The organism is Myroides sp. 1354, assembly GCF_030324495.1.
GTDB lineage: Bacteria > Bacteroidota > Bacteroidia > Flavobacteriales > Flavobacteriaceae > Flavobacterium.
In genome coordinates, this window is record NZ_JACAGN010000005.1 from 155,932 (window position 1) to 169,607 (window position 13,676).

Genomic DNA, 13,676 nt, shown 5'->3' on the forward strand with positions numbered 1-13,676 from the left:
ATTTATAGCTTACCTATTAAATCAGGAACTTATGAGATATTTTGCTTGCGTCGTTGTTTTCTTTTGTTTTTGTATGAATGCCTTATACGGACAACAAAATTTAGTACTTAATCCTAGTTTTGAAGATGTGAATGAGGAAGCTTTACAATGTGATTCTTATCAAAGTTCTCAACAATTCGAAAATGCTATAAATAATTGGAAAGCTCCTATTCCTACTCCAGATATTTATCATTTTAGTTTGCCTATATCTTGTCAGAATAATCCATATAGAGGTAATGTTAACCTTCAACTGCCACGAACAGGAAGTAGTATGGTTGGTATGGCGATGTATGTTAGTTCCGAATTAACCACAAATACAGCCGAATTTCCTATGGCAGAAGCTATTGAGGGGCGATTAAGTACTCCTTTACTTCAAGGTCATCGTTATCGTATTCGATTATACGTATTATTAAGTCGTATGATTAGTGGTGTTGCATCAAATAATTTTGGTATAAAGTTTTTTGAGCATTCTTATAGTGAAAGAACAGAGTTAATAACGAGAGGAGATGTAGATGTAAATTATACAGGTGTAATCAGAGATACTCAGAATTGGAGTTTGATAGAATTGGAATTTACTCCTCAAACTTCAGGACTTACTTACTTTATTTTAACTAATTTTTTTTTGGCATCAGAAACAACAGTAGAACAGATAGGTACAGTAAATATTTCGTACTATTTTATTGATGATATTGAAATTATAGATTTAACACCATCCTTTCAGCCCATAGGTCCCTTTTGTAAAGGAGCTATTTTTACTTTACCTGAAGTGTCAGATAATGGTTACTCAGGTACTTGGTCTCCCTCTATTAACAATCAAGAAACCACAACTTATACCTTTACACCCGATAATCCTGAGTTAGAGCAAGTATCATTAACTGTTGAAATTATTGAACCTCATATTGAGCCTATTTTTGATATTCCTACTCTTATTTGTAAAGGAACAATTTTTACTTTACCCAATGTTTCAGAAAATGGAATAAGAGGTACTTGGTCACCTGAGATTAATAATCAACAAACAACGACATATACGTTCACTCCTGAAGTTGGATCTTGTGCGTCAGAAACTTCTATTACCATAGAAGTAGTTGATATACTGACGCCTGAGTTTACCCTTGCCTCTTTTATCTGTGAAGGCAATCCGTTGGTTTTACCAAACGTATCGAATAATGGAATTTCTGGTACTTGGACACCTGCTGTTGACAACAAGCAAACAACGACGTACACTTTTACACCAGTAGGACATGCTTGTGCTTTACCTATAAAAACAACAGTAGAAGTTAAACGAATAGATACTCCTTTATTAAATTCCTATTGTGCCAAAAATGAGCTTTATGTTGAAGTCGTTCATCCAAATTTAGAACATCAATTTCAGTGGCAGATTAACGGGATAGCGATTGATGAATCATTACCAACGATTCAGTTGTCGAAATATGTGAATCTATTACATGACAATCAAAATAAAGTGACAGTAAGCATGACTAATCCTTCAGGTTGTGTTACCACCAATACAATAGAAATTGAAAACAAAAATCTTTGTTTAATTCCCAAAGGAATTTCCCCTCAGGGTGATGGATTAAATGACACCTTTGATATCAGCCATTTTGGAGGAGTTTCTCTTCAGATTTTCAATCGTTATGGGATGAAAGTATACAATAAGAAAAATTACCAAAATGAATGGTTTGGACAAACAAATTCAAGTAATACACTATTGCCTAGTGGAACGTATTTTTATCAGATTGTAACCAATAGAGGAGAGGTATTTACAGGTTGGGTACAGTTGATGTATTGAGAGATTTGTTTGTTCAATAAACGACCAACAATCATCAAAATTTCTCAATGGCACCCAATCCAAACAGTATAAAATCATATTTTACGGGATCAATAGGATCTAATTCACGTAAAGCCGTATACATCCAAAGGACAAGATAATTCACTAGGAGGTACACCTTTCCAGATACCAAACTCTACACCTGCATTGTCGTTTTGGACCATCCATCTCAGGTACATATAGAACAGCATAATTAAAAGGATATAGATAAAAGTGAGGATATGAAAAAATAATAATTTAAATAGATTTTATTTTTGTTAAAATTAACATATATTTATAGCTTGCCTATTAAATCAGAGAACCTATGAGATATTTTGCTTGCGTTGTTGTTTTCTTTTGTTTTTATATGAATGTCTTATACGGACAACAAAATTTAGTGCTTAATCCTAGTTTTGAAGATGTGAATGAGGAGGCTTTACTTTGTAGAAGTTATTTACCGAATGAACTTGAAATGGCAATAGAAAATTGGAAATCAGTAATAGGATCTGCTGATATCTATCATATGAGTGTTGATGTAAATTGTCAGTCACATCCTTTAAATACTTCCTTTTCTCTAAATAATTTTCTACCACCTAAAACAGGAAAAGGTATGGTTGCATTCGGAATAGGACTTGAAGCGATACAAGGGGAATTACAATCTCCTTTAATTGCAGGAAATAAGTATAAAATAAAATTTTATACTTCGTTGGCTAATAATAGTGGAATAGCAATAAATAATTTTGGAATCAAATTTTTACAAGAACCCTATGATCAAGTACGTGATGGTTATAATCTAGTTCCTGATGTTAATTACATAGAAGTAATTAGAGAAACGGAAGGTTGGTATTTAGTAGAATCGGAATTCACTCCTCAAATTTCTGGACAAAAATATTTTGTTATAAATAATTTTTTTCCATTGTCTGAAACGAGAATTGAACCTAATTTAAACAGATTAACTAATTTTAGTATGTTGGATAATGTAGCATATTATTATTTTGATGATGTTTCTATTGTAGATTTAACACCATCTTTTCAAGCGATAGGTTCTTTTTGTAAAGGAGCTATTTTTACTTTACCTGAAGTGTCAGATAATGGTTGGACAGGGAGTTGGTCTCCAACCATTAATAACCAAGAAACAACAACCTATACATTTACTCCTGATAATGCTGAAGCTGAATCTGTAACATTAATCATTGAAATTATAGAACCCCATATAGAACCTATTTTTGATATAGAAACAACAATATGTAAAGGAATGACAATTACTTTACCAAGTGTTTCAGAAAATGAAATAGTAGGCAGTTGGTCTCCTGAAGCATACAATCAAGAAACAACGACGTATACGTTTACCCCAGAAGCCGGTTCTTGTGGATTAGAAACGACTGTTACGATAGAAGTAGTGGATCAAATAACGCCTGAGTTTAGCCTTCCTTCTTTCATCTGTGAAGGCAATCCGTTAGTTTTACCAGAAGTATCGAATAACGGTATTCGAGGTGTTTGGACGCCTGCTATTGACAACCAGCAAACAACGACGTACACCTTTACACCAGTAGGGCATGATTGTGCTATACCTGTTACAGCAACCGTAGAAGTTAAACGAATAGATACCCTCTTATTGAATTCCTATTGTACTAAAAATGAGCTTTATGTTGAAGTCGTTCATCCAGATTTAGAACATCAATTTCAGTGGCAGATTAATGGCATAGCAATTGAAGAATTATCTCCATTAGTTAATTTGTCTAAGTATGCTAATCTACTACATGATCATCAAAATAGAGTAACGGTACGTATGACTAATCCTTCAGGTTGTGTTACCACCAATACAATAGAAATTGAAAACAAAAATCTTTGTTTAATTCCCAAAGGAATTTCCCCTCAGGGTGATGGATTAAATGACACCTTTGATATCAGCCATTTTGGAGGAGTTTCTCTTCAGATTTTCAATCGTTATGGGATGAAAGTATACAATAAGAAAAATTACCAAAATGAATGGTTTGGACAAACAAATTCAAGTAATACACTATTGCCTAGTGGAACGTATTTTTATCAGATTGTAACCCATAGAGGAGAGGTATTTACTGGTTGGGTACAGTTGATGTATTAAGAGATTTGTTTGTTTGTTTGTTTGTTTGTTTGTTTGTTTGTTTGTTCAACAAACGACCAGCGACCAACGACCAACAATCATCAAAACTTCTCAATCGCTCCCAATCCAAACAAGGCAAAATCGTATTTCACGGGATCAACAGGATCTAATTCACGCAAAGCCGTATCCAATTCCAAAAGCGCTTTGGCGTCGTTTTGGGTGCGTTTTAAAATGCCTAATTTACGTGCCATATTACCTGAATGTACATCCAGAGGACAAGATAACTCACTAGGAGATACGCCTTTCCATAAACCAAAATCTACACCAGCATTATCGTTGCGAACCATCCACCTCAAGTACATATTAATGCGTTTTGCGGCTGAACCTTTCAACGGATCTGAGATGTGTTTTTGGGTACGGGATTGATGTTGAATTTCAAAAAATAAGGTTTTGAAATTCGAAATACGCGTTTGTAGTGGAAGAGCAGAATCACTGAATACACCTTCCAATCCACCGTGGTTGAGGTAGATATGTTGAAGGGCTTGAATAAAAGTGGCTAAATCAATACTATTAAATGTACGATGTACAAAACCTTCTAAAGCATCTAGGTGATTTTCGTTGTGATTCATCACAAAATCATAAGGAGAATTACCCATTAATTCCATCATTTTATGTGCATTTTTGATAATCATCTTGCGGTTGCCCCAAGCGATGGTAGCGCTTAAAAAACCAGCAATTTCGATATCTTCTTTTTGCGTATATAAATGGGGAATTTGTACTGGATCATCTACAATAAAAGAGGGATTATTGTATAAGAGTACTTTTTCGTCTAAAAATTCTTTGAGTTCAGTTTGATTCATAACGCAAAGCTATGAAATTAAACTTAGGAACAACAGGATTTGCTTTGCTGAATAGGAGGACAGGTAACATCACCATAGCTACAATACACACAACAGTCACCAGCTAAAGGTTTAAGTAGCGTATGACAGGATTTACATTCATAAAAGAATTGACAAGCCGTTGTAGGCATTTCTTCTTTTTCTTGATGTTGGCAATGGGGACAAGTGATTGTTGAGAATAGAATCATATTTATTTTATTTGGGTCTTATAACCAATGGATTGAATTGTTTGTTCTAACTCCTCTGTGGAGATTTGTGTAGCGTCAAAAGAAATTTTAGCATTTCCGTTGGCATAAGAAACTGTTGTTTGAAGCACACCTTGAAGTTGATTTAATTCATGAGCTATATGCTGGCTACAAGCTTCACACGTCATCCCTTTAATTTTTAAATCTACAGTTGTGGCAGTATGACTTATCGTTGTGGCTTGATGCTGTGAATTAGGATAAAACCACATACTATATAAAGGAAACGAAAGCATAAGCCCTGAAAAAAGAGTTAATACGATCAGAGTTGCGGTACTTTTGAAAATAGTGGGTTGTTTTACGGTCGGGCAATCGCATGCATCTTTAGGTGATCCTTTGAACTTTTGAAACCACGCATAGGCTAATATTAAAACGGTAAAACCAATAAAAAAAGGTCTAGCAGGTTCTAACCAAGAAAAGGTTGTAGCTAAACTACTAGAACCAACGATTAGCGTTAGTACTGGTGCAATACAACAAGAAGAGGCAGCTAAAGCACCTAGCACAGCTGCTCCAAATAGTTTAGTTGTTTTTTTCATCGACAATGGGTATGAAAAAATGAAAAATAGAAGTCAATAAAGGTAAATGTGCTGCTGTCAAAAGATAGTAAATCGTTTGTCCTTGTCGCTCTGTGCTTACAAAGTCTCGATCCTTGAGTTTGCGTAAATGCTGTGAAACAGCCGACAATGTCATACCTAAAATATCACTTAAGTCACAAACGCACAACTTGTGTTCGAGGTGTAGAAGGTAAAGAATTTGTAGACGCACGGGATTGCCTATTAAAGATAGGCTTGTAGATAGGTAATCTACAGTAGGAGCCAATTGAGCCATTAGTTGTTGACTGCGTTCAATTTGCATGTCATCCGCTTGCTCTCGAATACAAGTAGAATTTAATTTCATTATTAAGTAATTAAGCAATTGCTAAAGTATAAAATAACATCTATCTTTACAATGTTTTTATTGATTTTAGAAATAAAAATCCTCTTTGTTGTCCTTCGGTTAGTTCATAGAGTAGGACAAGCAAAGAGGATTGTGGTCGTAAGGTAAAATAGAAAAATGGAGGTAAATCGTTTTATAGCGAGTTTAAAAACGCCAAGAGATCCTCTCTTTCCTTTTTTGATAGTTGTTTGAATTTATCTTTAGCGCGCTGTGCTTCACCACCGTGCCATAAGATAGCCTCGGTGAGGTTTGCTGCGCGTCCATCGTGTAAAAACTGCGTATGTCCGTTGACTAAGTATTGAAAGCCAATGCCCCAAAGTGGTCGTGTTTTCCATTCTCGGCCGTTGGCCATAAAATCAGGTCGACCATCGGCTAAACCTTCACCCATATCGTGTAATAGCATATCCGTGTAGGGATAGAATGTCTGATGGGCAAGAGCTTTAATTGAACTAGGACCTGTTTTTTGTTTAGGTTTATGGCATTTGGCACAGTCTATTTCTTCAAAAATACGCGCACCATTTCGCACATTTTGATTCTCGTGAAAACGTGAAGCTGGAACAGCTAAAGTTTGCGTATAAAAGGTTACTGCATCTACAGTAGAGTTCGGTATTTCAAGTCCAGCATTCAATCCATCATCTCCATTGCTTTGTCCATAGCCTGTTTCATAGGGGAAAACATAATTTGTAATTCCCATATCATTGTTGAAAGCCGCTGCACATTGTTCCAAAAGAGAGGCAGTATTAGCCTTCCATCCGAAACGTCCCAATTTGGTTTGTTTGGAGATTACATCATAGACGTAGTTTGCTTTACCGTAAATTCCATCTTGATTGGCATCATTTGCATCGATATCTGCTAAAATATCCGCTTCGGGAATCGCTTCCAATAAACCTAAACCAAATACGGGAGAACCAATTCGCGGAGATATGAGTATGTTAGCAGGAATGGGAATATACGATTCGACTAAGCTGTAATGAGGTTTGCGTAGCGTTACTTTCGTTCCATCTGCCAATTCTTCTACAATAGTGGAATAGGTAACCTGAAACTGAGCCTCGGGTTCAACGCCAAATACCGCTTGATTTTGTATTTGCAACCCAAAACCAGGTACAGGAACGGGACCGCCATTTTCTGCTATACCCGGTAAACTTACCCGCATAAAAAAACCGCTTCTTGCATTGATATTCGTAGGGAAGGGGGCTCTACCATCTTTGGGATGACAAGAAATACAAGAGGAGTTGTTGAAGATGGGACCTAAACCGCCGTTGACCTTATTTGGCGGGGTAACATAAACCGATTCAAAAATTAAGTCTCCAGTGAGATGTAAGGCTAAATCAGCAGCAGATAAATTAGGAGCTGGTGTACCATACGCATTGCTTGTATTAATAAATACCGTTGTTTCTCCACCTGCTAATTGACGATCGAGTAAAGAAGGGAGTTCTTTGTAATCAGAGGAATCATCACTAGAACAAGAAAGAAGGAATGAAGAAAGAAGAAAAAAGGAAAAAAAGGCAAAGTATTTCATTGTGATAAAAAATCGAATAGATTGAATAAAAAAGAATACACAAATCCTTGTGTATTCTTTTATAGGATGAACGATTTAAAAGCCTTATAGACTATTGATAAACGGTTTTAACTTAGACTCTAATAGAGTAGATAAATCGTTGACAATATTCTGCGCTTTAATTACTTCAGGTCTATGACTGTGAATAGCCTCAGTGAAGGTACCTGGAATTTCCTCAATCGCTTTGATTGCTGCTGTAATAGCGGTTTTGATTTCCGTATCTAAAGCCTTGTTTTCTTTGCTTACAATTTCAGATAATCCTTTTACAGACTTATTGTATTGACCTAAATAGATGTTTTCAATACTTCTCATATTATCTGCAAAATCGCGTTTTGAGTTATTGCTAAAACGAGATTCTTCTTTTTCAGGGTAAGGTGTACTACCTTCAGAATTTAATGGATCTTCGATTTTTCCTGTTCCCACTTCATCCGCAATGGTAATTAATCCATCGACAATTTCTTCTAATGCCGCTGCTTTTGAAGGATATTTTGTAGAGTTCATCCCAGCTGTATTGAATACGGCTGCATAATTTCCACCATCAACCTTCCATTGATCATACAACAATTGTGTATTTTGTTGTAAATCTTCCGTTGCTGCTTTTAAATATTCTTTCTGTCTAGCTGTGATATCTGCTGCTTTTTTCGAACCAGTTTCTCCCCATAATAGAAATTCAATCAAGTGAAAACCGCGAGCTTCATTGTTCGAGCTAATCAAAGAAGCGGTAATGGCTTGGTTGCTTTTCAATATATTATTCATCGCTTCAACGTCTACGGGCCAAGTATCCATAGCAGGGTCAATCCCTTCTGTATCCACAGGTCCATATAAAAAACCTTCAGATTGTTCCCATGGTTTTCTCGTTTCAATCCACGCTTGTTTGGCTAATTCTAAGTTAGCATCTGTTGCATTTGAAGCAAAATTATTAATTGCTTTTTTCAATGCATTGGCCTTGTCGTTTAAATCGCGATAGGTTTCTGTTACCACACTCGACGTTAGGTCTGAAATTACAGTTGCGTAGAAATCATCCTTGTTTGTGTCTGTGGAAGAGTCGTCATTGTTACTACAATTCACCATCATGAAAGAGGTAGCCACCAATCCTAAAGTTAAAAATTTGTTTCTCATTATTTTATACTATTTATTTTATGTGATTAAAATGTAAATCCTATTCCTACAGAGAAAGTATTCTCTTTTTGTTTGTTTCCTGTATTTAAAGAAGTGACTGGATCGAAGTGATCTGAGCCTAAACGTCTGGTTGAATAATGTGCTTTGAATACAATTTGAGGATGTACCAACCAATTGATACCACTGGTCCAAACACTTCGTTCCCAACGCGGTTTGCGCACTACAGCCCCTTCCGTTTCATGCATGGTATCGTAGTATTCATAACGCACAAAAGGATAGAGTTTTTGAGACGTTGTTTTGTTGAAAAAATGCAAAACTTCATATCCCACATCTCCAGAAAAACCGATCATGCTCTTTCCAACAGGTGTGCGTTTTACCCCTAGATTGTTGGAGAGATTCGCATTTTTACGGCTGACAATGTTAGAGTTTTCTACATTTCCGTATAGGAATACAGAGCTAAATTTTAGGTATCGCTCATCATAGCTAACATGAGCTTCGAAAAGAGTCACATAAGCCGATACGTCCATGTCTCTTTTCGGTCTATTGGCCGCTGCATCATTGATATAAGCTGAAATCCCAGCAAATGTATTTTTGTTTGTTCCAAATTTGTAATCCAATCGAGCAGAATAAGCGAGGCTATTGCCAACGGCCATTTCAAATCGCGTTTGATGCCCTCTTTTTATCCAATTTCTCGAACTAAATCCAGTCGCATCTAACCCATTGGTAATGGAAAACTCATAGCTAAATCGGTTTTTGAGAAAACTACCATACAATTGGATTCCGTTTTCGTACCATCCCAAGGGAAGCATTTCATTTTCCATTTCTTGTCGATGGGTTGTGAAATACTGTGTAGGACGATCGAGATTTTGTGCCAAACTCAAATGTAATTTCATGCGTCCAACACGGACATTGAAGTAGGGGCGAAGTTTAAAATCCAAGTGGATCTGCTCTAATTTTACTTCTCCTCCAGATTCGATTTCTTTCTCATATTCACCGAATTCTTCCTGTGTATCTAGCTCTATCGTTGAACCTGTACCTCCGTGCTCGAATTCAATTTCGGTTTTTAAGCTGATCCAATCATTAAAGCGATAACCTAGATATAAATTCAATCGCTCCGCGTCAAATTTGTTTTTGATGTTGGGATCTGTATCATAGCGACCGTAGTTGTAGTAATTGACAGCGCCATAACCATGTAGCGTAAAATTGCTAAGTGGAATTAGTTTTTTCTTATCCTCTTTGAGCTCTTCAATAATTTCTTTTTTGAGCTCTTCTTTGAGTTGTTGTAATGGAATAGCGTCTTTGTCTTGGGCGTGCAACATCAAGCACGGAAGGGCAAAACAAACCAGTAATTTTGTTTTCATAAAACGATGATGAGGTGAATAAATCCAGTGAATTTTGTTGCAAATATATATTTATTTAGATTTATTAAAAATAAAATATAAGATTATTTTAACTTTGCTTTGAATTCATTTAAGAAAGTGTAATTATAATTTGATAGGTTATTTTGTTTATTGTTGATTATTTGTTCATTTAATTAAGAAATAATTTTAGTATCTGTAAAAAATACTAAAATTGAATTTAGGATTGATTGTAATTTTAAGCTAAATAAGACTTTTATTAAACGAAAAAACAAACTCAAAAGAGAGGAAAAGTGTTGAAAAATATATTTTTTGAATAAAATCATATTTATTTGTTTTTATTTGGTCTAAATAAATATATATTTGCCCCAGAAATTAATATATCATTTACTTTGTGTTAGCTTATAATTAACAGTTGGGAGTGGTGGATTTGAGTTTGTGCTTCACAGTAAATCGAGAAGGATTTACTTGTTGAATTGTAAAGAAGCTTGACTCGCTCTAAGCGATAACCCTAGTAAGGGACGGATAAGTAGATTGTAAACCCCAAATAAATATGAAAACGTTTTATGTACTTTGTGCATTGATGCTAGCCAATCTGTCTATGGCCCAAACATTCAATGAAGCCTTAAAAAAAGCATCACATACAGATAAACCTATCCTTTTGGTTTTTGCTGGATCGGATTGGTGTGCCCCTTGTATTAAGTTAGACAAGGAAGTTTTTCAAACGGAAGAATTTGAAAAAGAACAAGCCAAATGGGTGCTGTACAAGGCCGATTTTTTAAAGAAATCGAAATTAACTGCATCAGTCAAGAAAGAAAATGGACAATTAGCAGATCAATATAACCCAGAGGGATATTTTCCACTTGTGGTTGTGTTGAATTCCAAAGGAAAAGTTCTCGGAAAGTTGGGGTATTCGAAAGATACACCTGCTGATTATATCAAAAAACTACGCGCCTTTATTCAGTAACACAAGGCTTTGATTAGCTGTTTTTTCTTTATTTACCTTAGGATGTCTTCAATTTTTACTCGCTCTTTTTTTCTTATGGGATGTCATTTTGATTTGACTCTTGTAGTTGATGAGGCTGAAATTGCTCAGGTTTTGATGGATGGAGCTATTGCGGAAATGCAACGCATAGAATACTTGCTTTCGGAATGGATGCCAGATACCCCTGTTTCTATTGTTAATGCCCATGCGGGTTTACAACCTGTTAAGGTGCCTGAAGAGTTGGTACAACTCACAGCTCGGGCATTGAATTTTTCCAAACTTACGGGGGGTGCCTTTGACATTACGATGGCGGGTTTGAATCAGATCTGGACGTACGATGGTACAATGACTCGGATTCCCTCTGCAGCTGAATTAAAGGCGGCTATTCGCCATATAGGTTATCAACATATCCAGTTGGACCATTCAAATCAAACGCTTTTTTTGACGCAGAAAAAAATGAAAATTGGCTTTGGTTCCATTGGAAAAGCTTATGCCGCAGATTGCGCAAAAGCCTTTTTACAAGAGCAAGGGGTACAAGCAGGGATTGTCAATGCTTCTGGAGATATGGCTGTTTGGGGCTTACAGCCCAACGGTCAACCCTGGACTGTGGGAATTGTCAATCCCTTGAATAAGACAAAAGTTTTTGCAACATTTCCTTTAGTGAATGGCGCTGTTGTCACCTCGGGAACCTATGAGAAATACGCTCTTATAGGGGATAAAAAGTATTCGCATATCATCGATCCACGCACGGGAATTCCCTCTACTGAAATTGCAAGTGTTACGGTCTTTGCTCCCATGGCAGAGTTGGCCAACGGCATTTCTACCTCCATTGTGGTGATGGGCATTGAAGCAGGATTGCACTTTGTCAATCAAATTCCCACTGCTCGTTGTGTGATCGTTGACAATCAAGCGAATGTATTTACCTCAAACAATATTAAAACCAATACGATTTAACAATGAAAAAACTATTTTACATCGGATGTTTTGTCTTGCTTTTCTCGTCTTGTCAGACGGTCAAAGAATATGAAAAGCAGTATATAAACGATCCTGATATGGCGTTAAGCGCACACGTATGTGAACGGTATGAAACTAATTTTCAGGTGTATAGAGAAGGGGCTTCCGGTGCGAACGGCGGAAAAACGGGTGGAGGTTGTGGATGTAATTAAATAATGAAAGATGAAAAAACGACTCATTACCTTAATGTCTCTAACCTGTGTCTCAGGATTGTTATCCGCACAAGAACACAGAACGAATCCCTTATCTGAAACACCTGCATATAAAAAGAAAGTATTAGATGCCGTAGAACTCGATTTTTTAGGCAGCTATTATGATCAAAAAGGAAAACATTCGGCTGTAAATGGAGGAATTGGAACCGAAGAATTGGATAATTATGCCGGAAATATGCTGTTGTCTATTCCCGTGAGTTTGGATGGTGTTCTGTCTTTTGATATTGGATTTTCGGCTTATACTTCAGCCTCATCGAGTAATATCAATCCCTTTATGAGTAAGCAAATCACTCAAGTGAATACTACGGGAGCTTCAACAGGGGCTACTTCGGTAGAAAGTACGAAAACCTTGCAATATGGAAGTCCTTGGTATGCATCAACAGGACCTTCTCGTAAGGATGTCCTCTACAATTTAGGTGCTAATTACAGCCATAGTTCGGATGATCGTAATACCATTCTCACAGTCAATGCCAATGTGGCTCGAGAATTTGATTATGAATCAATAGGAGGAGGAATTGGCTTGACACAATTATTCAATGAAAAAAATACCGAAGTAGGCATCAAAGCCAATGCGTATTTCGATAGGTGGAAACCTTTTTATCCCACAGAACTAGATGAATTTAATACCTATGGCACTAATTTTCAAAATGCAGGATACTTTGCCAATGTAGAAATTTACGATCAACAAGGGAATGTTTCTACCAAATACTTGCCGGATCGATTTGTCGCTTTTGACGATTATAAACGCAACTCATACGCTGTGTCCTTATCTGTAGCACAAATTCTCACAGAGAAAATGCAATTGGCTGTGTTTGCGGATGTACTATATCAAAAAGGATTACTATCAACACCTTATCACCGTATTTATTTTGCAGATAAAACGGCTTATTATATCGGAACTCCTAATTATATACCTGTATATGATTCTCCTGATAATACAGAAGTTTATCGCTTAGCGGATGATATTGAACGATTGCCTAATACGCGTTTTAAACTGCCGATTGGCATGCGCTTAAATTACTATGTCAACAATTGGTTGACCTTGCGAAGTTATTACCGTTTTTATACGGATGATTGGGAATTGCGCTCCCATACCTTTAGTATAGAATTGCCTGTGAAAGTATCCGAACGTGTAACCCTATTTCCGATGTATCGCTTTTATACACAAAGTGAAACGAAGTATTTTGCGCCTTTTGCGCAACATACCTCTAAACAGAAATACTATACCTCAGATTATGATTTAGCTGCTTTTGATAGCCATCAATATGGAGGAGGTTTAGTATACAACAATCCTTTTAGTAAATCAACCTTCGGAGGCTTCGCGTTGAAAAGCTTCGAAATCAGGTATAATTACTATGATAGAAACGACGGTTTGAGTGCAAACATCGTAAGCTTCGGGTTAAAATTTGTACAATAAATTTAGA

13 protein-coding genes and 1 pseudogene are annotated in these 13,676 nt (G+C 36.4%); 6 read left to right on the forward strand and 8 right to left on the reverse strand.

The window, feature by feature from the left end; genetic code table 11:
* Positions 1–31 precede the first annotated feature (31 nt).
* Positions 32–1,828, forward strand: a complete 1,797-nt coding sequence (locus HX004_RS07550) for a T9SS type B sorting domain-containing protein (protein WP_286441802.1) — start codon at positions 32–34, stop codon at positions 1,826–1,828.
* Positions 1,829–1,862: 34 nt separating this feature from the next.
* On the opposite strand, the pseudogene HX004_RS07555 reads toward HX004_RS07550, so the two are convergent.
* A pseudogene (locus HX004_RS07555) lies at positions 1,863–2,046 on the reverse strand (DUF2400 family protein); the annotation flags it as partial.
* A 125-nt stretch (positions 2,047–2,171) separates the two neighbouring features.
* Here HX004_RS07555 and HX004_RS07560 point away from each other — a divergent pair.
* Positions 2,172–3,950, forward strand: a complete 1,779-nt coding sequence (locus HX004_RS07560; RefSeq protein ID WP_286441803.1) for a T9SS type B sorting domain-containing protein — start codon at positions 2,172–2,174, stop codon at positions 3,948–3,950.
* An 80-nt stretch (positions 3,951–4,030) separates the two neighbouring features.
* On the opposite strand, the gene HX004_RS07565 is transcribed toward HX004_RS07560, so the two are convergent.
* From HX004_RS07565 to HX004_RS07595, 7 genes are all read right to left on the reverse strand, one after another.
* Positions 4,031–4,789 (reverse strand): TIGR02757 family protein, encoded by a 759-nt coding sequence (locus tag HX004_RS07565; RefSeq protein WP_286441804.1) that lies wholly within the window; start codon positions 4,787–4,789, stop codon positions 4,031–4,033.
* 23 nt (positions 4,790–4,812) lie between these two features.
* Complete coding sequence (locus HX004_RS07570) at positions 4,813–5,016, reverse strand: GDCCVxC domain-containing (seleno)protein (RefSeq protein WP_502888467.1); 204 nt, start codon at positions 5,014–5,016, stop codon at positions 4,813–4,815.
* Between the two features lie 2 nt (positions 5,017–5,018).
* A complete protein-coding gene (merTP, locus tag HX004_RS07575) occupies positions 5,019–5,606 on the reverse strand; it encodes a mercuric transport protein MerTP (protein WP_286441806.1) in 588 nt (195 codons plus the stop codon).
* Entirely contained in the window at positions 5,590–5,967 is a 378-nt protein-coding gene (locus HX004_RS07580; protein WP_286441807.1) for an ArsR/SmtB family transcription factor, read from the reverse strand. The genes merTP and HX004_RS07580 overlap by 17 nt, the downstream gene beginning before the upstream one ends.
* Positions 5,968–6,139: 172 nt before the next feature.
* Positions 6,140–7,525: a di-heme oxidoreductase family protein gene (locus tag HX004_RS07585; RefSeq protein ID WP_286441808.1), complete on the reverse strand. Its 1,386-nt coding sequence runs from the start codon at positions 7,523–7,525 to the stop codon at positions 6,140–6,142.
* Positions 7,526–7,609: 84 nt separating this feature from the next.
* Positions 7,610–8,683 (reverse strand): imelysin family protein, encoded by a 1,074-nt coding sequence (locus HX004_RS07590; protein ID WP_286441809.1) that lies wholly within the window; start codon positions 8,681–8,683, stop codon positions 7,610–7,612.
* A gap of 26 nt (positions 8,684–8,709) precedes the next feature.
* A complete protein-coding gene (locus HX004_RS07595; protein ID WP_286441810.1) occupies positions 8,710–10,044 on the reverse strand; it encodes an autotransporter outer membrane beta-barrel domain-containing protein in 1,335 nt (444 codons plus the stop codon).
* 550 nt (positions 10,045–10,594) lie between these two features.
* Here HX004_RS07595 and HX004_RS07600 point away from each other — a divergent pair.
* From HX004_RS07600 to HX004_RS07615, 4 genes are read left to right on the forward strand one after another with little or no spacing between them, the layout of a single operon-like run.
* On the forward strand, positions 10,595–11,008 hold the full coding sequence (locus HX004_RS07600; RefSeq protein ID WP_286441811.1) for a thioredoxin family protein: 414 nt from the start codon (positions 10,595–10,597) through the stop codon (positions 11,006–11,008).
* Positions 11,009–11,050: 42 nt separating this feature from the next.
* Positions 11,051–11,980, forward strand: a complete 930-nt coding sequence (locus HX004_RS07605; protein ID WP_286441813.1) for an FAD:protein FMN transferase — start codon at positions 11,051–11,053, stop codon at positions 11,978–11,980.
* 2 nt (positions 11,981–11,982) lie between these two features.
* Positions 11,983–12,192, forward strand: a complete 210-nt coding sequence (locus HX004_RS07610; RefSeq protein WP_286441815.1) for a DUF4266 domain-containing protein — start codon at positions 11,983–11,985, stop codon at positions 12,190–12,192.
* 10 nt (positions 12,193–12,202) lie between these two features.
* On the forward strand, positions 12,203–13,669 hold the full coding sequence (locus HX004_RS07615; RefSeq protein WP_286441816.1) for a DUF3570 domain-containing protein: 1,467 nt from the start codon (positions 12,203–12,205) through the stop codon (positions 13,667–13,669).
* Positions 13,670–13,676 lie beyond the last annotated feature (7 nt).